Here is a 22,794-nt window from a genome sequence, read left to right on the forward strand (position 1 = left end):
TCATCACCTACGGTGGGGACATGACCCTGCCCCGCGATGTGTCCGCCCGACTCGAGGTGAGCATCGACGACCCGACCGAACTCGAGATGCAGATCACGGTGGCGAAGTTGCCCGGCCTGCAACTGCAGGAGGAACTCAAGATCGAGCTGGGCGGCAGTCCGGTCGCCGTGGAGGAGCTCGTCGCCGATCACGGATCGCGAATCCACCGGATGCAGCTCGACCGCGGACTGCTGACGATCGACTACACCGCCGAGATCCTCACCCCCGCGGACCCGATCCCGGTGGAGAGCACCGACCGGTCGCGATACCTGCGCCCCAGCCGATACGCCGAGTGCGACAAGTTCTTCGGATTCGTGGCCGGTCAGTTCAATCTGTCGCTGCCCGAAGAGGAGCTCCTCAACCAGGTGGTGGCCTTCGTCGAGCATCGGCTCAACTACCTGCCCGGGGCGAGCGATCCCATCGACGGTGCGGTCGACACCCTGCTCGCCGGGGCGGGTGTGTGCCGCGACTACGCGCATCTCGTCGTGGCGCTCCTGCGGGCGCTGAACATCCCCGCCCGGCTCGTCGCCGTATACGCGCCGGGGTGCTCCCCGATGGACTTCCACGCCGTCGCCGAGGCGATCATCGACGGCGAATGGGTGGTCGTCGACGCGACGCGTCTGGCGCCGCGGCAATCGCTCGTGCGGATCGCCACCGGGCGCGACGCCGCGGACACCGCATTCCTCGACAACCACCGCGGCACGATCACGCTCAACAACTACGAGGTGACCGCGACCGTTCGCGGTGCGCTGCCCTACGACGACTCGACCGCCCGGGTCATGATCGGCTGAACCGGCTCAGGCGTCGAGCGCGGCTCGGCGTTCGGTGGCCACGTAGTCGAGGACGGCTGCGACGTCGTCGGTGTCCTCGATGCGGAATCCGGCTGCGGTGGCACCGTCGCCGACCTTGATACCGATGTCGCCGGCCTCGGGCCGCAGGTGTGCGAAGGCTTTCTCGTCGGTCACGTCGTCGCCGAGGTAGATGACGACGTCGCAGTCGAGCCGTACCCGCAGGGTGTCGAGCGCGTGCCCCTTGCTGGTCTCGATGACCGCGAGTTCGAGCACGCTCTTGCCCTCGGTGGAATGCACGCCGTCCCAGGAGCCGGGGCCGGTCCGCGCGCCTTCGAGTGCCGTCACGGCGTCGTCGGGATCGGCGTTGCGCACATGCAACACGGCGCTCGCCGGTTTGGTCTCGACCGTCGAACCCGGGAAACGAGCCGAGATGTCACGCAGTTCGTCGACGATCCGGACGAGCAGGGCGCGTGCGGCGTCGGTCACCTCGACCGCGAACCCGGTGTCGAACTCGCTGCCGTGGCTCCCGACCAGCGTCACCGGTGCACCCCAGGCCGGAAAGGCTTGCGAGCACGGCGAGTTCACGACCGGAGATGACCGCGACCTCGGTGTCGGGCAGTGCTGCGGCCACTTCGAGTGCGGTGATCGACGCCGGGTTCGGGACCGCGTCCTCCGGGCGCGACACGATCGGCGACACGCATCCGTCGTAATCCGACGCGACCAGCAGCCGACGAGCACGTGCGGCCGCGCCGAGAGCGGCCCGCAGGTCCACGGGAATCCCGTTGTCGCTCATGTGTTGTCGAGGGAGTCTTCGACCAGGTGCACACCACGGTTGGGTTCCAACTCGGTCTCGGAGTTCTCGCTGAGCGTGCCGAGGAAGCTGCGTGCCCACTTGTCGACGTCGTGGGTGAGCACCTGACGACGCAGTGCTCGCATGCGGCGGCGGCCCTCGTGTTCGCTTTGGTTCACCGCGGCCTCGATGGCGTCCTTGACTCCGTCGAGGTCGTAGGGGTTGGCCTGATATGCCGAGCGCAGTTCGGCTGCGGCACCGGTGAATTCGCTGAGAACCAGAGCGCCGCCGAGATCGCTGCGGCAGGCGACGTACTCCTTGGCCACGAGGTTCATGCCGTCGCGCAGCGGGGTCACCAGCATCACGTCGGCGGCCACGAAGAAGGCGATCAGCTCGTCGCGCGGCACCGGACGGTGCAGATACTGGACGACCGGGCGGCTCACCGTGTGGCTGTGGTTGCCGTTGATGTTGCCGACCAGCTGCTCGATCCCGGCTCGCATCCGCTTGTAGCTCTCGACGCGTTCGCGGCTCGGCGTGGCGAGCTGGATCATCACCGTCTCGGACGCGTCGAGCCGTTCCTCGTCGAGCAACTCCGAGATCGCCTTGAGGCGGACGTCGATGCCCTTGGTGTAGTCGAGCCGGTCGATGCCGAGCATGATCGTCTTGGGATTGCCGAGTTCGCGGCGGATCTCGGCGGCCCGGTCACGGATCTTCTTGGTCTTGGCCTTGGCCGCGAGTTCGCCGGAGTCGATCGAGATGGGGAACGCGCCCACGCGCACCGTGCGGAAACCGACCTGCACCACGCCGAAACGGGAGCGGACGCCGACGGTGCCCTTGCTGGTGGCCTGGCCGGCCAGCCGGCGGGCGAGGAAGAGGAAGTTCTGTGCGCCGCCAGGGAGGTGGAACCCGATCAGGTCGGCGCCCAGGAGGCCTTCGACGATCTCGGTGCGCCACGGCATCTGCATGAACAGTTCCACCGGCGGGAACGGGATGTGCAGGAAGAAGCCGATCTTCACGTCCGGCCGCAGCATGCGCAGCATCTTCGGGACCAGCTGCAGCTGATAATCCTGCACCCACACGACAGCACCCTCGCCGGCCGCCCGCGACGCGGCCTCGGCGAACCGACGGTTCACCTCGACGTAGGTGTTCCACCATTCGCGGTGGTACTCGGGTTTGACGATAACGTCGTGATACAGCGGCCACAGGGTGGCGTTGGAGAAGCCCTCGTAGTATTCGGCGATCTCCTGGGTGGACAGCGGCACCGCGTGGATGTCGATGCCCTCGATGTCCGGGGGATTGTCGTCGGAATCGGGGATACCCGACCATCCGACCCAGGCGCCGGTGTTGGCGCGCAGGATCGGTTCGAGGGCGGTCACGAGACCGCCGGGACTCCGCTTCCAGTTGATCGTGCCGTCGGGCAGGATCTCCTTGTCGACGGGGAGACGGTTGGCGACGACGACGAACTCTGCGCCATCGTGCGGGGCAGCCCGGTTCGGCCCCTCTCCGGACGCGTTGTCGCGGATGGGGTCGGTCCCGGTTCCAGCCGGTCGCGGCGTCACCGGATCAGGCGTTCTCGCCCGGTGCGATCCCCAGCATTGCGAGCAGCATCCGGCATTCGTCGGCGTCGGTGGCGTAGGCGGCCACGACGCGTCGCGCCGAATTGGCGGTCTCGTCGGCTACCGGTTCCAGTTCTTCGTCGGCGATGTCGGTGGTCTTCGCGGGCATGTGAGTCCCCTCGTAGTGCGTGCGGTGTCGCGGTGTGGCTCGAGGCCGTGCGGGCTGGAGCGGCCGATGGGTGGCGCGCCCGATTCGCCATTCTACCCGGGTCGCGGGGGTGCTCAGAACCGCCGCGGTGGCGGCGGCCACCGACGGTTCTGACGGATCGCCCGGTCCTCGCGTGCCTCGCGCTGGGCGAGGAGTCGACGCCGCAGACTCCAGTTGGGTCGCGGCGCTAGCTGGGGGCGGCGCAGCGACCGGGCGACGAACTCACCGAGGGTGACGCCGGCCGCGAGCGCGCAGCCGATGGCGAGGGCGTTGGCGATCCAGGTGAAGCCGCTGAGCGTCTGTTCGCTGAGGATGCCGTACAGGCCGCGGTAGACCGCGAGACCCGGGAGGAGCGGGGTGATGCCGGCGACCGCGACGACGAGCGGCGGCGTCAGCGCACGACGGGCCAGGAGGCCACCGACCAGGCCGACGAAGGCCGCGGCGAGACCGTTGGCGATGACGTCGCCGATCGAGGTGAAGGTCGCCGACGCCGCGACCGCGGTGCCGATCAGGCCGCCGAGGAAGGCGACGCCGAGCGCGCGTGTCTCGGCGTAACTGGCCAGGGCGTAGGCGCAGGCGGCGACGGCGCCCGCGGCCACCCGTACCGGCAACTCGACCGCCTCGAAGCTGGTCGAGGTGGTGATCGTGGGCAGGAAGATGCCGCCCGCCTCGAGCAGTCGGATGGCGATACCGACGCCGGCGATGATGCCGCCGGTCATGAGCAGGAGTTCGAAGAACCGGGCGACGCCGGTGATCGGGGCGCCGGTGATGGCGTCCTGCACCGAACCGACGAGCGACAGCCCCGAGAGCAGAACGACGATGCCCGCGGCGATGACCTGTGAGGGTGCGATCTCCACGCCGAGTCTCTCGGCCGCGCCGAAGACGAGGGCCGCGGGGACGACGGCGATGAATCCGCCGGAGAGCTGTTGGAAGAAGACGGGCGTACCGATCCGGTTGAGGTTCCGGTTGACCAGGACGATGGCGACCGTGGTGACGAAGGCCAGCGCGGCGACCAGGTACTGGCCACCGAGCAGGACGGAGATGCCCGACGCCATCGCGCCCCAGGCGACCGTCGCGACCCAGTGCGGGTACGGGTGTGGGGCGGTGATGATCTCGTCGACCATGCGGTGAGCGGTCGAGGGCGTGATGCCGGAGTCGCGGATGCGCCGGACGAGCCGATCCACCTGGGCGAGCCGGGTGAAGTCCATCGAGCGGTAGTAGACCTGCTCCATCGTGGTGATGGGCGGGAGCGTCGCGCCGCGACGTGCGCTGACGACGATCGTGTTGTAGGTCACGTCGACGTCCACGTCCTCGAGGCCGTAAACACCTGCGACGAACTTGATCTGGGTCTGCGTGTCGATCGCACCGGTACCGGAGTCGAGCAGCACTGCGCCGATCTTGGTGGCAAGGTCGAGGACCTCGGTGATCGCCGCGACGTCGAACGGTTCGATCGGCTTGCGCGGCGACACCATGATGCTGCCGGGCTCGATCGTGTCGATCGTCGCCTGCCGGGTTCCGGTGAGTCGACGAAGCGCGCGGCCGAGGAACTCGCGCACCCATGCCTCCTTGTGTCAGTCGAGCATTCGCGTTCGGTCGGGAGTCGTCGATCATCGGTGACTGCCGCTTCGATCTTGGCACCGAATCGATCTCAGATGTGAACTACCCGGACACGGCCGATGTCACGCTGCGTGGGGCGTGCCCACCGCCCTCTAGGATCGCGGCATGTCATCAGTGCAGATCAACGGTCCCCTCGACGGTCACACCCGCAGTGCGGCAGTGGCCCCCGGCAGTCTCGTCTTCACCGCGGGTGCCGCGCCGATCGACGAACAGGGCGTCACCGTCGCCCCGGGGAACGTCAGCGAACAGGCACGGCAGTGCATGGCGAACCTGGAGGCGGCACTGGCCGAGGCCGGGGCGTCGCTGTCCGACGTCGCCAAGGTGACCGTCTTCGTCGCCGAGCACCTGCAGGCCGACCTCGTGGTCGCCTGGGATGCGGTGACAGCGGCGTTCGGCGAGCACAAGCCGGCCGGCAGCCTGCTCGGGGTCTCGGTACTGGCCTACGACGACCAGTTGGTGGAGATCGAGGCGGTCGCCGCGATCCCGGGCTGACCGGGTCCGCTGGGACCGTCGCATGCGCGGTGGATATACTCGCGCACGCACGCCTCCTTAGCTCAGTGGTAGAGCACTCGCCTTGTAAGCGAGCGGTCGTCAGTTCAATCCTGACAGGGGGCTCCACGAGGGCCTCGGCCCGCGGGGGGAGCCAGATGACGAACGGTCACACCGGACCCGAGAGTCGATGGTCCTCGCCGCGGGCCGGGGCCTCCCTTGTCTCCGGGCCCGTTCCGTCCCCCTCGCGACACCGGCGCCGCACGCCATGGTGGCTGGTGGGTTTCGCCGTGGCAGTGGCTCTGCTGGCCGCCGAGGTGGTGGTCTTCGCGGTGCGGCCGGACGAGCCGGAGGAGGACACCCCGGTCGACGACGCGGCCGTCGTCGAGTACGCCCGCCGGATGGTCGTCGACCTCCTGAGCTATTCGCCCACGGACACCACGCGCGTCGAATCTGCCCTGGAGCGGTTGTGCGACGACTCGCCCGACGCCCGTTCCGCAGCGGGGCTCGTCGAGCAGCTGCGGAATTCGGACGCCGGGTCCGAGGTCAAGGAATCGTCGATCGGTCAGATCGTCGCGCACACACCGGACGGTGACCGGGTGGTGTCCTTCCGGATCATCACCCACGTCGGTGCGTTCGGGCGTCCCGCGGAGAAGACGAACCACGATCTGGTCACCGTCCGGCCCGAACCGGCGATGTGTGTCTATCGCCTGGAGATGGTCACCAGATGACGGCGAGTCCGGCGGCGAGCAGCGACAGTGCGCCCGCGGTCCAGAACAGCGCCCGCGGAACGGGTTCGCCGGTGCGCTTCTGACGGGCGCTGCCGATGCCCAGGATCGCGCCCAGCGCGAGCAGGATCACCAGCTTGATGCCGATCTTCGGGTAGTTGAGATCGATTCCGGCGGGCCACGGTGCCGCCAGTGCCAGGCCGGTGAGCAGCGAGAGCAGGATGCCGTAGTCCATGACCCGGGTGAAGCGGAACTCGCGGGCGGCCACCTGTGCGAACCAGGCGCCGAAGGTCACGGCGAAGCCGACGATGTGGAACAGAATTACGACGTTGCGTAGTACATCCATGGCCGTACTCTACCCAGCAGGTCCTCCACATTTCCGCACCCGGGAACGCGTGCCCGGAAACGGGTTCTCGGTGCACGATGTACGGATGGAACACGACGAACCGGGTACCTCGGCCGTGGCGGCCTCGGCATCATCGGCCGCGGACCCGCTCGCGCGTACCGCCCTCGGCACCTATCGCGGAATCGCCGGTGAGCGCGCCGACGTGTGGCGCGGCATCCGGTACGCGAGACCTCCGCTGGGCGAACTGCGATGGCGTCGCGCCCGGCCACTCACCCCCGACGAGGACGGGAGTCGCGACACCGTCGTGGACGCCTCCTCGTTCGGGGCGGTCTGCCCACAGGAACTCAACCCCGCGGTCCGCCTCGGTCCGGACGTCGTGATGGACGAGGACTGCCTGTACCTCAACGTGTGGACGCCGCCGGGTGCGTCGACACACGCCCACGACGCGGTCGCCCTGCCGGTCATGGTCTGGCTGCACGGCGGGGCCTACGTCCTGGGATCTGGTAGTCAGCCGTACTACGACGGTGCGGCGCTCGCCTCCACCGGTGACGTGGTGATCGTGACGCTGAACTACCGGCTGGGCGTCCTCGGGTTCGCCGACCTGTCGTCGATCGATCCGCGCTTCGAGTCCAACGTCGGTTTCAGCGACGTCCTCACCGCGCTGGCGTGGGTCCGCGACCACATCTCGGCCTTCGGTGGGGACCCCGACAAGGTGACGGTGTTCGGCGAGTCGGCGGGCGCCGGCCTCGTCACCGCACTGCTGACGATGCCCGCGGCCGAGGGGCTGTTCGGCCGGGCCATCGCGCAGAGCTCGCCGGTGACGTCGATGTACGGCGCCGACCGGGCCGCCCGCGTCGCGCGCATGCTGCTCGACGCCGCCGGGATCGAGGACCCGGGCGACGCGGCGGAGGTGGTGAGACGACTCGAATCCCTCGACGCCACAAGGTGTTCGACGCTCACCACCGAGCTGTTCGAGAAGGTGCCCACCGAATCGCCCGGCACCATCGCCTTCGCGCCGGTCGTCGACGGCGACCTGCTGCCCGACCATCCCCTCGACGTCTACCGGAACGGTCGCGCCCTGCCCGTGCCGCTGATCATCGGGACCAACCGGGACGAGGCGAACCTCTTCAAGTACATGAAGTCGCCGCTCATGCCGATCACCGCCGAGGAGATCGAGCGGATGTTCGCCGGCATGCGTGAGGAGTATCCCGACATCGTGTTACCCGAACGCGCGCAGGTGCTCTCGGCGTATTCGGGCCTGCGTCCGAAGGTCACCGGGCTCGGCGTGGCCCGCGACGTCGCCTTCCGCATGCCGACGCTGTGGCTCGCCGACGCCCACGCGCGCCGAGCTCCCGTCTATGTGTACCGCTACGACTGGACCACCCGGATGTTCCGGCTTCTGGGTCTCGGTGCCGCACATGCCACCGAGGTGCCCTACGTGTGGGGGAATCTCGGTGCGGGCCCGCGGGACATCACCTTCCTCCTCGGCGGACGAAAGCACGGAGAAGCCGTGTCGCAGAGACTCATCCGCCGCTGGACCTCGTTCGCGCACGGTCGCGCGCCGGACACCGGATCGCCCGGCGACGAGTGGCCCACCTACGACACCGGCCGCCGTCCGGTGTTGCGCATCGACGCCGAGGACCGGGTGGTGCAGAACCTGGACGGCGACCTCTGGGAGGCCTGGGGCGACGAAGTGCTCAGCTTCCGCTGACCGTTCAGTCGCAATCGCCCTTGAGGTAGGCGTGGGGCAGGTACGTCGACCGTTGTTCCTCGGTCATGGGAGTCGAGGTCCCGCAGATCCATTCGCGTGCGTCGGGCACGTCCAGGGTGTGCACGTAGACGTTGCCGGTGGTGTCGCCACCGGCGATGATCTCGTCGTCCGCCGGCAACCGGACCGGGACCTGCCACGTCGTGGTCGTGTCGGTGGAGTCGAGCAGTGTTCCCACCGACTGTCGGTCACCGAGCGTGCCGTCGTCGGCGAGCGCGAAGCTGATCAGCTCGTGTGTGGAAGTACCGACAGCGATCCGGTTGGGCGACATGGACAGCGTGTTGGCGAACATGTCCTCGTGGCGATCGATCAGTTCGGGTTCACCGTCGGTCTCCGTCGCCGGCAGTCGCCAGGTGGACAGGTCACGGGCCGCCACGACGAGTACCTCACCGTCGTCATCGAAGGCCGCCTGGGTGACGGGGGAGTCGGCGGAGACCACCGTCACCGGGTCAGGGTTCCCGGACTCCAGGTCATAGAGGTAGACCCGCTTGTCGTCGGAGGTCACCGCGACGCGGGTGCCGTCGGGACTGAAGGCGACGCTGCGGATGAGGTCGGCGGGACCGCGCAGGGGACTGCCGATCCGTCTCGGCGAGGTGGGATCGGCGGTGTCCCACAGCGCGATCGTGGTGTCGGTGTCACCGGTCGCCAAGACGTCGCCGGTGGGTGCGAAGGCGACCGGGAACGAGTACCGCGTCGAGATCGGCAACCGGGCCGCGGCCCGCGGGGCGTCGGTGTCCCGTATGTCCCACAGTTCGACGAGGCCGCCGTTGTTGTTCGCCGTCGCCGCGAGGGTGCCGCGGTCGTTCACCGAGACCCGCGGGTGGTCGTTGACCCGGCGCTGGATGGGGGTGCGTGAACGCAACGACATCTCGCCGTCGTGCAGGGTCCACACGTTCAGGGTGGTGTCCGAGCCGACGGTCGCGAGGATGCGCTGGGACGGGTCGGTGGCCACCCCGCTGATCGTGCCACCGCGGTCTGGGACCGATCGGTCGGGCAATGACCAGACGTCGATCGTCCCGTCGGAACGACCCGACACCAGGCGCTCACCGGTGGGGTCGAACGCGGTCGAGAAGGTGCGGACCGAACCCTGCTCCGATGCGGTCTGCAGCGCCCACTGGGCCGTCGGTGAAGCCCGGTTGGTCGTGTTCCAGACCCGCACCATGCCGTCGGCGCGGGCCGAGGCGACCTGCGAACCCGTCGGGTCGAAGGCGATGGACCAGGAGCCCGCGGTCGCGGTCGGGAGCGACGTGCTGAGCGGCCGTGGGAACTGCGGGTCGGTCACGTCCCAGAGCTGGGCGTTCGGGCTGTCGCCGGTGACGGCCAGGGAACGGCTGTCCGGGCTGAAGGCGACCGAATGCGTGATGCTGGGGAATCCGGCGATGGGTTCGCCGACGGGTCGGGGCTCCTCGCCGGTGGTCCACAGACGTACGACGCGGTCGTCCCCGCCGCTCGCGAGCAGTCGTCCGTCGGGGCTGAAGGACAGTGTGCGTGCGGCGGCGTCGTGGCCCGGGAGCACGGCGGTCTCGCGCAGTGTTCCCGTCGGCGAGACCGCGAACACGGTGATGGAACCGTCGTCCGACGATGCGGCGAGCGTCCGGCCGTCCGCGGAGAAACGGGCCATGTAGACGGTGCCGCGGCCGAGCGACGCCATCTCGCGCAGCACCGGACGGCCGGGATCGGAGAGGTCCCACATCCGGACCGCTCCGTCACCGCTCGAGGAGGCCAGCAACGGTCGGGTGGGGTGGAAGGCGGTGGAGGTGACGTAGTTGCCGAAACCGTGCAGGGCGGACACCTCGCGATACCGCGGAACGGCGTCGGTGCTCTCCCAGACTCGGACCGTGCGGTCGCCGCTCGCCGAGGCGAGGTAACGGCCGGTCCGGTCGAAGGCCAGGTCGTACACCGGTCCGGTGTGGCCGTTGACCTGCGTGGCGAGCGGGCTGGTGGCCGCGCCGCGCAGGTGACCGACGACCGTCGGGTCGTCGGGGTAGAGCTGATGGGCGACGAGCAGGAGGCGCGCGGCCAGCGACGGGTTGGAGTGCTCCATGCTGTCGATGTGGGACAGCAGGGCCGCCCGTTCCGCGGCGTTGCGCTGCTGGCGGAGGTCGTGCGCCTGCCGGTACCCGAAGACCGCGATGATCGACGCCGAGATCGCGAGGATCACGATCACCGAGACGGCACCGAGTTGCAGCAGCCGGCGGCGTCGTTGCATCGCGACCGCGGAGTCGAGGAACTCGTCGTTCTCGCGGCTCAGCAGGTGTACATAGCTGCTGCGCAGTGCTTCGCGGTGAGCCTTGGCGTCGTCGAGTCGCGACCCGGTGTAGAGGAACGAGCGGCTGCGGCCGTGGGCCACCCACGACCGGGTGTCGGCGTCGAGTTGCTGCCACCAGACGTGGGTGTCGGAGTCGTCGGCGATCCAGGTGGCGAGGCGCGGCCACGCGGTCAGCACCACGTCGTGCACGAGCATCACCGACTCCGCGGACACCGTCAGCAATCGGGCCTGCGCGAACTCGTCGATGACGGTCGAGACCTCGGGCGGGAAGCGGCTGCTGAGGGTCGAGGTCGACAGCGGCACCCGCAGCGCGATCCCGGCCGGACCGACGTGGACCAGCGACAACAGCACCGCGCGGGCGAGGTCGCGATGTTCGGGGGCGATGGCCTCCCAGGCGGCCTCCGCGGTGTCCGCGACGGCGCGTGCGATGCCGCCGGTCGCGCGATACCCGGACAGGGTCATGCGGTTGCCGGAGCGTCGTGCCCAGGTGGCCTGCAGGACGTGGGCCAGCAGCGGCAACCGGCCGGCACGGTCCCCGACCGTCGACGCCTCGTAGAGGTCGGTGATCATCACGTCGGCGAGGCCGGCCTCGATGCGCCCGCCCGCCAGGCGGACCGGGGCGGTGATGACCTCGCGGAGCTGGGTGCGCGTCATCTCCGAGACGATCACGCATCTGTGCTGCCAGGCATCGGCCAGGACGGGGTACTCCACACACTGGCTGAAGAAGTCCGCGCGGATGCCGACCACCACGACGGTGTCGGCGGCGAGTTCCTCGACCTCGCGCATCGTGGCCGCCCGCAGCTCGTCTTCGAGTGAGAAGACGTTCTCGAACTGGTCGATGACGACGGCCGTGTCGATCTCGCCGTCGACGGGCGGCGCGATGGAGAGACCCTCGGGGGTGACCTCGGCGAGGCGCGGGGTCGAGATCCTCGGGTCGCGGGCCAGACCGGCGCGCAGCAACGACGACTTCCCCGAGCCCGACACCCCGGTGACGACGACCAGCCGGGAGGACGGGGACAGCGGCGCGGGCTCCGAGCCGGCGGCGAGGATCGTGTCGACGAGTGTGCCGACGAGGTCGTCGCGTCCGAAGTACAGCTCGCTGTCGGCGGCGGTGAGAGGCGCCAGCCCGGCGTAGGGGCGTGCGTGCTGGGCGGGCGGCTCCGGGGTGCCCGGTGTCTCCTGGTTCAGGTGGCGGTCCCACAGTTCTCTCCACTGGGGGATCGTGAGGACGCCGGCGACGCCTGCCGCCACCGCGCGGGACGTCAGCCAGACGAGAAGCGGTTCGACGGTCGCGAAGTCGCGGGGGAGATGCCGGCCGTTGCGCCAGTCGCTGATCCGCTGAGCGGAGACCTTGGCCCGGGCCGCCGACGCTCGGAGGGTAGGGCGTCCCGCTTGCACGAAAAGGCGCGCGAGCGCTTCACCAAAATCCACTCACCCGACTCCACGCTCTGACGCACACGACTGATCGACCGGTACATCATGCGACAGGCGACCCCGGTGCGCCACCGTCGAGGGGCAGAGGTGGCGACGGCCACCACGGGGTCGAGCCATCAGGTCAGGTGACCGGAAGATGTCCGGATCCGGATTCGACGGTGTCCGGTCCGGATAGTCCGTTCGCCCGCTGACCTGGACTTTCGTTCTGCGTTCCGGAACGGGGCTGTACTCCGGACGCCGGGTGGGGTCTCCTTGGCGGGCGTTCCCGACGGGGGTCGGGAGCGTGAGGATGCGTCGGTCGCAGGACACACGGAGGTGTTCTCAGGCACTGCCCGTCGGGGGCTGTGTGTCGTCCGGCCCACGCAACCGGGCGGGTGCCGGAACACCGGGTCGATGGGGGTCGGCCGGGTTCCGGCACCCGCTTCCCCTCTTCTCTGAGCCCGGCTCCGCTCGCCGTGTCGGCTCACTAGGATCGCGGCATGCCAGTGCATCCCCGCATCACCGACACCGCGCGCCGGTCCCGGCTGATGCGCCGCATGCACCTCGACGCCGCGTCGCGCGCGTCGTCCGCCGTCGAGGCGGCCACGACGATGGTCGGTCTCCACGCCACCACGCCGTCGACGGTCTACCTGTCCGCCTGGGCGCGCGTCGACGATCTCACCCGCGCCCGAGTCGACTCCGCGCTGTACGACGACCGGACCCTCGTCAAACACCTCGCGATGCGCCGGACCCTCTTCGCTTTTCCCCGTGACATCCTCGCCGAGGTGATCGGTGCGCTCGGTCCGCGCATCTCCGCCTCCGAGCGCACCAACATGCTCCGCGATCTCCGCCGCAGTCCCGACGTCGACGACCCGGAGGGCTGGATCGAGACCGCGCGGGACGCGGTCCTCACCGAACTTGCCGGCGGTGAGTCGCTCACGTCGACCGAACTGCGCGCCCGGTTGCCCGTCCTGGAGGGCTCGATCACCTTCGGCGAAGGCAGGTCGTGGGCGGGAAAGAGCCATTTCGGGCCGCGGGTGCTCAACATGCTCGACGCGTCGGGAGACATCGTCCGCGGGCCGAACCGACTTGCCTGGCATCTGTCCCGCCCGGCGTGGACGTCGATGAAGGTGTGGCTCGGCGAGACCCCGGACGCACCGACCGTGCACGACGGGCACCGGGCGCTCGTCGAACGGTGGCTGCGCACCTACGGGCCGGGCACCGAGACCGATCTCGTGTGGTGGCTCGGGTCCACCAAGACCGCGGTGCGGGCCGCGCTCGCCGACCTCGGCACGGTCGAGGTCGAACTGGACGGGGGCGGCGTCGGACATGTACTGCCCGACGACCTCCCCGGCGCGACCGACGACGAGGACTGCGAACCGCAGGCGGCGCTGCTGCCCGAACTCGACCCCACGACGATGGGCTTCAAGGAGCGGGCCTTCTACCTCGGTGACCACGGGCCGGAGATCTTCGACTCCGTCGGCAACGGCGGACAGACCGCGTGGTGGGGCGGCCGGATCGTCGGCGGCTGGTATCGCCGCGATGACAACTCGATCGCGATCCACCCGCTCGAGCCGCTGTCCGCCGACGCCCGGAGGAAACTCGATGCGCGGGCCGAGGAGCTCGCGGAGTGGCTCGGCGATGCCGCCATGAAGATCGGGTACGCCGCCCCGTACATGCGCCGGCGATGAGTTGGGCCCCGAGTCGCGGTCTGCCCCTACGGACACCTGCGTCGATCGAAAGGCACCGCGATGAGGGATCAACTCCCACCCGTCACCGACCACCGCACCTGGGCGAAAGCCCTCGAAGAACTGCGGGCCCGCGAGAAGGCGGCGACGCGCGAACTCGACGCGATCGCGGCGCAGCGGCGTCGGCTTCCCATGGTCGAGATGCCCGACTACACCCTGACCGGACCCGACGGGCCGATCCGTCTCGTCGACGTCTTCGACGGGCAGCCCCAGCTGATCGTCTACAACCACATGTGGTTTCCCGGTGAGACCTACCAGTGTTCGGGGTGTACCGGGTACACGACGCAGTTCAGCCGACTCGACTATCTCGCCGACTACGACGCGCGGTTCGTGATCGTCACACACGGTCCGATCGAGGAGGCCCTCGCCTACAAGAAGCGCGTCGGGAACCGCATGGACTGGTACTCGTCGGCGGGCACGACGTTCTCCGCCGACGTCGGCGCGGGGCCCGGCGAGGGATTCGCGATCAACGTCTTCCTCCGCGACGGTGACACCGTCTACCGCACCTGGTCCACCACCGGCCGCGGCACCGAACAACTCGGGTTCACGTTCGGGCTTCTCGACGTCCTGCCGTGGGGCCGCCAGGAGGAATGGCAGGACTCACCCGACGGCTGGCCCCAGAGCCCCACGTATTCGCGGTGGCGCGACTCGGAGGCCATCGCCGCCGCCTACGGCGACCCCGATGCGTGATCCGCGGGCAACGCCTCCGCAGGTCAGGGCTCACAGCAATCTCCCAGCCTCCGGCCAGTGAGGTGCCAGGGGTTTCTGCGACAGTAGGAGTGTGACCGGACCAGCCAGGAACGACGACGCGCGCGGCGCGAAGGTCCTCGTCGTCGACGACGAGGAGAACATTCGCGAGCTGCTGTCGGTGTCGCTGAAGTTCCAGGGATACGACGTCGACACCGCCGCCGACGGACCGGCCGCGATCGACAGGTGCCGGAGCAGCAAGCCCGACGTGCTGATCCTCGACGTGATGATGCCGGGCATGGACGGCTTCGGGCTGCTGCGCCGTCTCCGCGCGGACGGGGTCGAGGCGCCCGCCCTGTTCCTGTCGGCTCGCGACTCGGTCCAGGACAAGGTCAACGGACTCACGATCGGCGGCGACGACTACGTCACCAAGCCGTTCAGCCTCGAAGAGGTCGTCGCCCGCTTGCAGGTGCTCCTGCGCCGCAGTGGTTTCGGTGAAACGCAGCAGACCTCCTCCCGGATCACCTTCGCCGACATCGAACTCGACGACGAGACCCACGAGGTCTTCAAGGCCGGGCAACCGGTTCAGCTCTCGCCGACCGAGTTCACCCTGTTGCGCTATTTCATGGTCAACGCGGGCACGGTGCTGTCCAAGCCCCGCATCCTCGACCATGTCTGGAACTATGACTTCGGCGGGGAGGTCAATGTGGTCGAGTCCTACGTCTCCTACCTGCGTCGCAAACTCGACAACGGCGAGAAGCGCCTCATCCACACCCTGCGCGGCGTCGGCTACGTGATGCGCGAGCCACGCGACTGATGGCCGCGTCCGAGGCCCGCAGGCGCGGTGTGCCACTCCGGTTCTCCCTGGTCGCCGTCACGCTCGCGCTCGTGGTCGTCGGGTTGCTGGCCTCGGGGGTGGCGGTCACGTCGTCGATGCGGCAGGACCTGATCTCGCGCACGGACGATGGTCTGGTCAACGCCACGCGCACCTGGGCCGATCCGCGATCGCCGAGCAACGATCCGCGTCCCGGCCCGCCGGGGCCGCGTCGTCCGCCCTCGCCGTACTACGTGGAGTCGACGATCACAGGGCCGGCCGGCATCTCGGCGGTCAACGTGTTCAACCAATTCGACCACGCGCCGAACGTCGACGGACTCACCGGCGACAACGTCGGCCCGATCACCGTCGGATCGACGGAGCCGGGCGGTCCGCGATGGCGGGTGATCAAACGCAGCAACATGTTCGGCTCGACGACCGTGGCGACCCCGATGTCCGACATCGACGCCACGATCAGCCGGCTCATCTGGCTGCAACTGGCCATCGGCGCCGTCGTCGTAGCCCTCATCGGGGTGCTCAGCTATCTGCTCGTGCGGACCAGCCTCCGACCCCTGCGCAGGGTCGAGGAGACGGCGCACGCGATCGCCGCGGGCGACCTCACCCGACGAGTTCCGTTGGCCGCTCCCAACACCGAGGTCGGCAGTCTGTCGGACTCGCTGAACACGATGCTCGGTCAGATCCAGCACGCCTTCGCGACCACCGCGGCGTCGGAGCGTCAGGCCCGCGACTCCGAGGAGGAGATGCGGCGCTTCGTGGCCGACGCCAGCCACGAACTCCGCACCCCGCTGACGTCGATCAAGGGCTTCGCCGAACTGTATTCGCAGGGTGGGGTCTCCGACGTCGCCGATGCCATGCGCCGGATCAACGACGAGGCGGGCCGGATGAACCTGCTCGTCGAGGATCTGCTGATGCTGGCACGCCTCGACGCGCAGCGTCCCCTCGCGACGGCGCCCGTCGACCTGCTCGGCCTGGCCGCCGAGGCCGTCCAGTCCGCGCGCGTCGCCGCTCCCGACCGCGATATCCGGCTCGAGGTGACGACCGATGACCACCCGCCGCTGGTCTCGGGCGATGGGCCGCGGCTGCTGCAGGTGCTCCGCAACCTGATCGGCAACGCGATCAACCACACGCCGGCCGACGCGTCCATCACGGTCGGTGTCTCGGTCGAGGCCGGTCCCGACGGCACCTCGGAGGCGGTGCTGACGGTCTCCGACACCGGACCGGGACTGACCGAAGAGGATGCGCAACACGTCTTCGAGCGGTTCTATCGCGGCGACCAGTCACGCCACCGCGGTTCGGGCGGCGGAAACGGGTTGGGGCTGTCCATCGTCGCCGCGCTCGTCGAAGCGCACGGCGGCCGGGTCTGTGTCGAGTCGACACCGGGTGAGGGGGCGACCTTCTGGGGTGCGACTGCCGCTCCTCGTGGGCTGAGGTAGTCAGATCAGCCGCCGCAACCGTGCGAACTCGACCACGTCGGTGCGGAACTGATCGAGCGTGACGAGGGTGTACATGCCGTCGATCTGGCGGGTGGCCCAGAGCTGGTGGATGCGCCGTAGGTCGGATTGCCGTGACTTCCAGCCGATTCCGTCGATCACCGCGAGCACGAGCTGGGTGGGTAGCCGTACCTCGGCCATCTCCTCGATCTCGCGCACCGCGTCGGTGAGTTTCGAGCCGGTCGAGTCGAAACCCTTGGCGGCCACCACGATGTCGGCGGAGTCGGGATCGCCCACGATGAGGTCGGCGGGGGCGGTGCGCCCGTTGCGGCCGACGAACCGGGATCGCGTCGTGTAGTCCAGGCCGAGATCGCGTGCGATGTCCTCGATCTCGTCCTCGATGCGACGGCCCGACGCGCCGGCACGGGTTGCGGTGGCGCGGGTTCCGGCGCGCGCCACGAGGATGTCGGCGAAGGTGTAGGTGCGTTCCATCTGTGCCCGCAGCATCCGGACCAGGTCGAATTCGGCGTCGAGCCAGGTGACCAGGTCGACGGGCTGGGTGCGTGCCAGTCCGTGCCAGCCGCTCGTGTCGAACCGGTCGCGCAACACGTTCTTGAGCTTCTCCTGCGACAACCCGACCGCGAGCCCGAGCACCGGGACGTCGTTGGGGTTGTCGCGCACCCAGGCGGCGAGTCCGGTGATGTCGGTGTCGAGGAGACCGCCTAGACTCCCGGTGGCCTCGACGATCCGCTCGGCCTCCGGCGTGGAGGCAGTGGGGTCGACGTGAGAGGTCAACCGTCCCAACGACTTCAGATAATCCTCGAAGTCAACTGCGTCACTCATGTGCTCGGCGTCAGTCCCGTCCGATGAACAGGAACTCGCTGACGTCACGGCGAGTGGCCGCGGCGTGCGTGCCGAAGCTGTACTTGTGGTCGATGGCGATCACCTCGACCGAGGGTTTGACCTTGCCGAGAAGATCGACGATGCGGTCCTTGCCCGGCAACGCATTCGAGGAATACGACAGCACGATCGCGCCCGCCTCCTCGAAATGCTCGAACGTGCGCAGCAGTGCGTCCTCGATGGTCCGCTTGTACGCGAACGGCGTGAAGCGCTTGGGCAGCTTCTTGGTCTTGGTGTTCTCCATGATGGTCATGCCGCGCCAGTACGCGGACAGGCCCTCGAGGAAGTGGTAGCGCTTGATGTAGTCGTTGTCGTCGGTGGGCGGCGCGTACGGGGGGTCGAGGTAGACGAGGTCCGGCGGCGCCGACCACGGCAGGTCGAGGTCGAAGATGTCGCCCTGGACGCTCCGGTTGCTGCAGCCGTTGCTGAACACCGTGCCGTTGTAGTCGGCCGCCGCACGCAGCCGGAAGTGGTCGCGCAGCGTCATCGTGAGGTCGCGGCGCCCGTCGGCATAGCGGGTGGAGTCGGTGAACGTGAACACCCCGCGCGGCTGCTTGCGGGCGGCGGAGAGAACCAGCGCGGAGATGGCCAGATCGCGGCGGTATCCGCGCAGGGCGTCGATGTGCGACCACGCCGAGTCGAGGAATGCGCGGTCCTCGGCGGTGAAGTAGAGCCCGTCGAACGTGGTGGAGATGTAGTCGCGGTCGTCGGCGGCCGGGCCGCAGATCTGGTCGATGAGTTCGGGTTCGAGGCGGACGCTCGAATTCGCCACCGAGGCACGCGTGATCACGTGCGGGAAGTGGAGGAAGTCGTTGCTCAGGACCTCGAAACCCTGCGCCTTGAGCAGGTACGACACGACGCCCGACCCGGAGAAGGCGTCGACCGCCGTCGACCCGCCGATCTCGGCGAAGGTGCGTTCGAGATGGGGGAGCAGCCGGTACTTCGACCCCATGTACCGAAGCCGCGGGAAGCGCTGTGCGCGGGCCAGGACGTCACTGGATCCGACAGGTCTGCCGGTGCTGCGTCCCGATCGGGAGGATTCTGGCCCACTCACACCGAAAAGAATGTCATGGACCCCCGACAGCGCCGTGGAGAACACGGTTGCGTCAGGTGGTGCCGAACCCCACAACATCTAGACTCGGCCCCATGGCATCGGTCTTCAGCATGATCATCAACGGCGACATCCCGGGTCGATTCGTCTGGAAGGACGGCGAGGCCGTCGCGTTCCTGACCATCGAGCCGGTCACCCCCGGCCACGTACTGGTGGTGCCGCGCAACGAGGTCGACCACTGGGAGCAGATCGACAGCTCGCTGTTCGCACACCTCAGCGGCGTCGCCCAGAAGGTCGGGCAGGCTGTCAAGGACGCCTTCGACGCCCCGCGCATCGGCCTGCTCATCGCCGGCCTGGAGGTTCCCCACGTGCACATCCACGTCTTCCAGGGCCTCTCGCTCGAGACCTTCGACCTCGCCAACGCCGACAAGAACGCCAGCCCCGAGGACCTCGACGCCGCGGCCGAGAAAATCCGAGCCAGCCTGCGTTCGCTCGGTTACGGCGAGTACGTCGCCGACTGACGCCCCCGGGCACAAAGTCCCCTCGTGAGCTGAAACCGATCGGCTCCGGGGCGGGCTGAGTACGGTCATGAGCGGAGGCAGTCATGACCGAGTACATGCGCAACAGCGACGCTTTCACCTGGTCGATGGAGTCCGACCCGCGCCTGCGATCGACGGTGGTGACCGTCATCCTGCTCGACCACACACCGGACTGGGATGCGATGCGCGACCGGTTCGAGACGATCAGCGCCGACCTGCCGATGTTCCGCGAGCGCGTCGTGTACTCGCCGCTTTCGGCGCCGCCGAGGTGGGTCCCGTACCCGGATTTCGACCTCGACTTCCACATTCGCCGGGTCAGAGCGCCCGCGCCGGGCACCTTCGACACCGTGCTGGAGATGGCACGGATCGCCGCGATGGAGGACTTCGACCGCGCGCGCCCGTTGTGGAAGACAACCCTGGTCGACGGTCTGACCGACGGCGGGGCCGCGGTCGTCTGCAAGTTCCACCACGCGCTGACCGACGGGGTGGGTGCCATCGAGATCGCGATGCGGCTCTTCGACCTGACCGAGGAATCCGACCCTCCGCCGGGCACTCCCGACGCCATCACGCCGCCGAACGGTGAGGCCTGGTGGCGGGACTACCTGGACTCGATGCGATTCGACGCCGAGCGCGCCTCGAACACCGTGATGGAACTCGTGAAATCGGTACCGGGCTTGGCGTTCGACACGATTCGCCATCCGATCGCGACCGCCGGTGACGCCGTCGAGACGGCCGCATCGGTCTACCGCACGGTTCGGCCGGTCAACGAAACCGGATCGTCGTTGGTGACCGACCGGTCGTTGGTCCGTCACCTCGACGTCCACGAGGTCCCGCTGCAGCAACTCCGCGACGCCGGGCATCGTGGGGGCGGTTCGCTCAACGACGCCTTCGTCGCCGGCGTCGCCGGAGGGCTCCGTCTGTACCACGAGAAACACGGCGTCGAAGTCGGCGACCTTCATCTGTGTATGCCGGTGAATCTGCGGACCGACGACGATGCCCCCGGTGGCAACCGGATCACCCTGATGAGGTTCGACGTGCCGGTGGGAGAGGCTGATCCGGCGCAGCGGATCGCGCGAATCCACCGACGGACCTCACGTGTCCGCGAGGAGCGTTCGCTGCCGTACACCCAGCTCATCGCCGGTGCCATGAACCTCATGCCGCGCTGGTACATCGGTTCGGTCCTGCGTCACGTCGACTTCCTGTGCAGTGACGTGCCGGGTATTCCGGTGCCGCTCTACCTCGGCGGCGCCCGGATGACCGCCCAGTACGCATTCGGTCCCACCATCGGGGCCGCGGTCAACGTCACCCTGCTCAGCTACATCGACACGTGTGAGCTGGGGATCGATGTCGACACCGGAGCAATCGGCGACGTCGACGTCTTCCATGCGTGCCTCGTCGACGGGTTCGACGAGGTGCTCTCGCTGACCCGATCAGCTTCCTGAGGGGCGAGCTCGCGAGCGTCTCGAAGGGTCAGACCGTCCGGTGGATCAGCAGCGGTAGGACCGCACCCGCCCCGGCCTCGCGGAGCGCCGCGGCGGCGAGGGTGATGGGCCAGCCCGAGCTGTTGGCGTCGACGACGAGCATCACGTTCTGCCCGGCGACCTCGGGCGGGTCGCCGAGGTGGTCGCGCCAGTAGGCGGCCTCGACGGCGCCGGTCGCGTCGGTGGGCGGATCGCCCAGGCGGACGGGGAAGGTTCCGCCGCCGCGTTTCCCGACTGTGCGCAGGTGCTCGGCGAGCGTCTCGGCGAGGTTGGTGCCGGTCAAGCGGAGCGAGACGATGACGTCGGCGCGGATACCGGTCTCGCGGACCCAGGAGGAGAGCGTGGCGACGGCGGCGTCGCCGAGTTCGGCCAGTGCACGCTCGTCACCGTTGCGGGCGGCGGCGAGTACCTCCACCCATTCGGGTGCGTCGGCGTGGGCGAGGACACGACCGGGCTGGGCGAGGAGTTCGGCGGGAATCCGCCCTCGGCGGCCGAATTCGCCTCCCGGCCACATCTTCCGGGGATCGAGGGTCGATGCCTTGCGACGCAGGGTCGAGGTCACGGTGCGTACCACCTCGGCGTCGACGGCGTCGGGGAGTCCCTCGCTCAGTGCGCCGCGGCAGACCGAGCAGCGGCCGCAGTCGGCGGCCTGCGGGTCGTCGAGCGATTCGGTGAGCAGGCGCATCAGGCAGGTTCGGCCGGCGATGTAGGACCGCATGATGTCGGCCTCGCGGCGACGGACCGCGAGCACGCCGTCGTAGTGGGCGGCGTCGTAGGTCCAGGGCTTGCCGGTCGCGACCCAGCCGTCCGGGGTGCGATCGGTGACGCCGTCGACGGCGAGCTGCTTGAGCATCAACTCGATTCGCGTGCGCCGGAAGCGGGTGGCGGCCTCGAGCTGGATGACCGACTGCGGTTCGTCGGCGGCCTCCAGCGCGGCCAGCAGATCGCGCATCTTGTCGGGATCGGGGATGGTTGCGGTGGCGAAATGATCCCAGATCCGGTCGTCGGTCTGCGAGGCCAGCAACATCACGACGGCGTCGTCGAGGGCGCGCCCGGCACGACCCACCTGCTGGTAGTAGGAGACCGGCGACGGCGGCGAGCCGACGTGCACGACGAAGCCGAGGTCCGGCTTGTCGTAGCCCATCCCGAGGGCCGACGTCGCGACGAGCGCCTTGACCTTGTTGTGCAGCAACGCATCTTCGAGTTCGTGCCGTCGGTCGGCGTCGAGTTGGCCGGTGTAGGCGGCGACCTCGACCGAATCGCCGTGTACCGCGCGGATGGCCTCGACGAGTCGGTCGGCGTCGGCGACGGTGAGGACGTAGACGATGCCCGAGCCCGGGAGATGGGGGAGGGCCTGCGCCACCCAGCCGTAGCGCTGCACGGGCGAGAGCCCGTCGAGGACGTTGAGATGCAACGACTTCCGGGCGAGCGGCCCGCGGAGGACGAGCGTCGGGGCATCGGAACCGGAGTCGAGCTGCGCGGCGACGTCCTCGGTGACGCGAGCGTTGGCGGTCGCGGTGGTCGCCAGGACCGGCGTCGTCGGGTTGACCGAGCGGAGCACGTCGGCCACGCGGCGGTAGTCGGGCCGGAAGTCGTGACCCCAGTCGGAGACCGCGTGGGCCTCGTCGATCACCAGGAGTCCGAGGTTGCCGGCCAGTGCGTCGAGCACGCGGCGCCCGAAGCCGGGATTGGCGAGGCGTTCCGGCGAGACGAGCAGGACGTCGAGATCACCCGCCCGCAACTGCGCCTCGATCGCCGACCACTCGTCGACGTTCGACGAGTTCAGCGTCGCCGCGGACAGGCCGCCGCGAGCCGCCGCGGCCACCTGGTCACGCATGAGGGACAGCAGCGGGGAGACGATCAGCGTCGGCCCGCCACCGCCGGCACGGATGATCGCGGTGGCCGACCAGTAGACGGCCGACTTGCCCCATCCGGTCGCCTGGACCACCAGAACCCGCGCGCCGGGTGTGCCGGGATCGCCCCCGGCCAGGGCGGTCACCGCGCGGAGCTGGTCCTCGCGCAGCCGGGCGCCCTCACCGGCCAGGCTGGTGATGACGCGGTTGGCGGCGGTCAGCTGGTCAGGGGTGAGGGTTGCGGCCATGAGCCCAA

General features: G+C 69.1%; 17 protein-coding genes, 1 tRNA gene and 2 pseudogenes. 11 read left to right on the forward strand and 9 right to left on the reverse strand.

What is annotated here, in order from left to right; genetic code table 11:
* Window positions 1-20 precede the first annotated feature (20 nt).
* Window positions 21-830: a transglutaminase-like domain-containing protein gene (locus RVF83_RS09070; RefSeq protein WP_039881065.1), complete on the forward strand. Its 810-nt coding sequence runs from the start codon at window positions 21-23 to the stop codon at window positions 828-830.
* Between the two features lie 6 nt (window positions 831-836).
* Here the strand turns inward: RVF83_RS09070 and otsB are convergent.
* The 4 genes and pseudogenes from otsB to RVF83_RS09090 all read right to left on the reverse strand — a co-directional run bounded on the left by otsB (window position 837) and on the right by RVF83_RS09090 (window position 4,940).
* Window positions 837-1,623 (reverse strand): annotated as a pseudogene (gene otsB, locus RVF83_RS09075) (trehalose-phosphatase).
* The gene (locus RVF83_RS09080; RefSeq protein ID WP_005200237.1) at window positions 1,620-3,179 is read right to left on the reverse strand and encodes an alpha,alpha-trehalose-phosphate synthase (UDP-forming); all 1,560 of its coding nucleotides are present in this window, start codon (window positions 3,177-3,179) and stop codon (window positions 1,620-1,622) included. Before RVF83_RS09080 ends, otsB begins: the two are co-directional and overlap by 4 nt.
* A 4-nt stretch (window positions 3,180-3,183) precedes the next feature.
* A complete protein-coding gene (locus tag RVF83_RS09085) occupies window positions 3,184-3,345 on the reverse strand; it encodes a hypothetical protein (protein ID WP_005200235.1) in 162 nt (53 codons plus the stop codon).
* A 113-nt stretch (window positions 3,346-3,458) separates the two neighbouring features.
* Window positions 3,459-4,940, reverse strand: a complete 1,482-nt coding sequence (locus tag RVF83_RS09090) for a threonine/serine ThrE exporter family protein (protein WP_005200233.1) — start codon at window positions 4,938-4,940, stop codon at window positions 3,459-3,461.
* A gap of 166 nt (window positions 4,941-5,106) precedes the next feature.
* Between RVF83_RS09090 and RVF83_RS09095 the strand changes: the two genes are divergently transcribed.
* From RVF83_RS09095 to RVF83_RS09105, 3 genes are all read left to right on the forward strand, one after another.
* Window positions 5,107-5,493: a RidA family protein gene (locus RVF83_RS09095; protein ID WP_005200231.1), complete on the forward strand. Its 387-nt coding sequence runs from the start codon at window positions 5,107-5,109 to the stop codon at window positions 5,491-5,493.
* Window positions 5,494-5,544: 51 nt separating this feature from the next.
* Window positions 5,545-5,619: transfer RNA gene (locus tag RVF83_RS09100), tRNA-Thr, on the forward strand.
* A gap of 149 nt (window positions 5,620-5,768) precedes the next feature.
* Window positions 5,769-6,221: a hypothetical protein gene (locus tag RVF83_RS09105; RefSeq protein ID WP_005200230.1), complete on the forward strand. Its 453-nt coding sequence runs from the start codon at window positions 5,769-5,771 to the stop codon at window positions 6,219-6,221.
* Here RVF83_RS09105 and RVF83_RS09110 read toward each other — a convergent pair.
* Entirely contained in the window at window positions 6,211-6,564 is a 354-nt protein-coding gene (locus RVF83_RS09110; RefSeq protein ID WP_005200229.1) for a hypothetical protein, read from the reverse strand. The genes RVF83_RS09105 and RVF83_RS09110 overlap by 11 nt on opposite strands.
* 85 nt (window positions 6,565-6,649) lie before the next feature.
* On the opposite strand from RVF83_RS09110, the gene RVF83_RS09115 reads away from it, so the two are divergent.
* The gene (locus RVF83_RS09115) at window positions 6,650-8,275 is read left to right on the forward strand and encodes a carboxylesterase/lipase family protein (RefSeq protein ID WP_005200228.1); all 1,626 of its coding nucleotides are present in this window, start codon (window positions 6,650-6,652) and stop codon (window positions 8,273-8,275) included.
* A gap of 4 nt (window positions 8,276-8,279) precedes the next feature.
* Here RVF83_RS09115 and RVF83_RS09125 read toward each other — a convergent pair whose 3' ends face one another.
* Entirely contained in the window at window positions 8,280-12,032 is a 3,753-nt protein-coding gene (locus tag RVF83_RS09125; RefSeq protein ID WP_005200227.1) for a hypothetical protein, read from the reverse strand.
* A 482-nt stretch (window positions 12,033-12,514) separates the two neighbouring features.
* Here RVF83_RS09125 and RVF83_RS09130 point away from each other — a divergent pair, with 482 nt between their 5' ends.
* From RVF83_RS09130 to RVF83_RS09145, 4 genes and pseudogenes are all read left to right on the forward strand, one after another.
* Window positions 12,515-13,705, forward strand: a complete 1,191-nt coding sequence (locus tag RVF83_RS09130; protein WP_005200226.1) for a winged helix DNA-binding domain-containing protein — start codon at window positions 12,515-12,517, stop codon at window positions 13,703-13,705.
* A 60-nt stretch (window positions 13,706-13,765) separates the two neighbouring features.
* Window positions 13,766-14,452, forward strand: a complete 687-nt coding sequence (locus RVF83_RS09135; RefSeq protein ID WP_005200225.1) for a DUF899 domain-containing protein — start codon at window positions 13,766-13,768, stop codon at window positions 14,450-14,452.
* A gap of 91 nt (window positions 14,453-14,543) precedes the next feature.
* A complete protein-coding gene (locus RVF83_RS09140) occupies window positions 14,544-15,266 on the forward strand; it encodes a response regulator transcription factor (RefSeq protein ID WP_005200224.1) in 723 nt (240 codons plus the stop codon).
* A pseudogene (locus RVF83_RS09145) lies at window positions 15,266-16,712 on the forward strand (sensor histidine kinase). The gene RVF83_RS09140 and the pseudogene RVF83_RS09145 overlap by 1 nt, the downstream one beginning before the upstream one ends.
* Window positions 16,713-16,717: 5 nt before the next feature.
* Here RVF83_RS09145 and RVF83_RS09150 read toward each other — a convergent pair.
* Together RVF83_RS09150 and RVF83_RS09155 are read right to left on the reverse strand one after the other, a co-directional pair.
* Complete coding sequence (locus tag RVF83_RS09150) at window positions 16,718-17,557, reverse strand: hypothetical protein (protein WP_005200222.1); 840 nt, start codon at window positions 17,555-17,557, stop codon at window positions 16,718-16,720.
* A 10-nt stretch (window positions 17,558-17,567) separates the two neighbouring features.
* Window positions 17,568-18,668: a DNA adenine methylase gene (locus RVF83_RS09155; protein ID WP_255220824.1), complete on the reverse strand. Its 1,101-nt coding sequence runs from the start codon at window positions 18,666-18,668 to the stop codon at window positions 17,568-17,570.
* 92 nt (window positions 18,669-18,760) lie between these two features.
* Here RVF83_RS09155 and RVF83_RS09160 point away from each other — a divergent pair, with 92 nt between their 5' ends.
* Entirely contained in the window at window positions 18,761-19,186 is a 426-nt protein-coding gene (locus RVF83_RS09160) for an HIT family protein (protein ID WP_005201247.1), read from the forward strand.
* 83 nt (window positions 19,187-19,269) lie between these two features.
* Entirely contained in the window at window positions 19,270-20,646 is a 1,377-nt protein-coding gene (locus RVF83_RS09165) for a wax ester/triacylglycerol synthase domain-containing protein (protein ID WP_005201249.1), read from the forward strand.
* Between the two features lie 28 nt (window positions 20,647-20,674).
* On the opposite strand, the gene RVF83_RS09170 is transcribed toward RVF83_RS09165, so the two are convergent.
* Window positions 20,675-22,786, reverse strand: a complete 2,112-nt coding sequence (locus tag RVF83_RS09170) for a RecQ family ATP-dependent DNA helicase (protein ID WP_005201251.1) — start codon at window positions 22,784-22,786, stop codon at window positions 20,675-20,677.
* Between the last annotated feature and the right edge of the window lie 8 nt (window positions 22,787-22,794).

Origin of the sequence: Gordonia rubripertincta, from assembly GCF_038024875.1 — a bacterium.
Lineage (GTDB): Bacteria > Actinomycetota > Actinomycetes > Mycobacteriales > Mycobacteriaceae > Gordonia > Gordonia rubripertincta.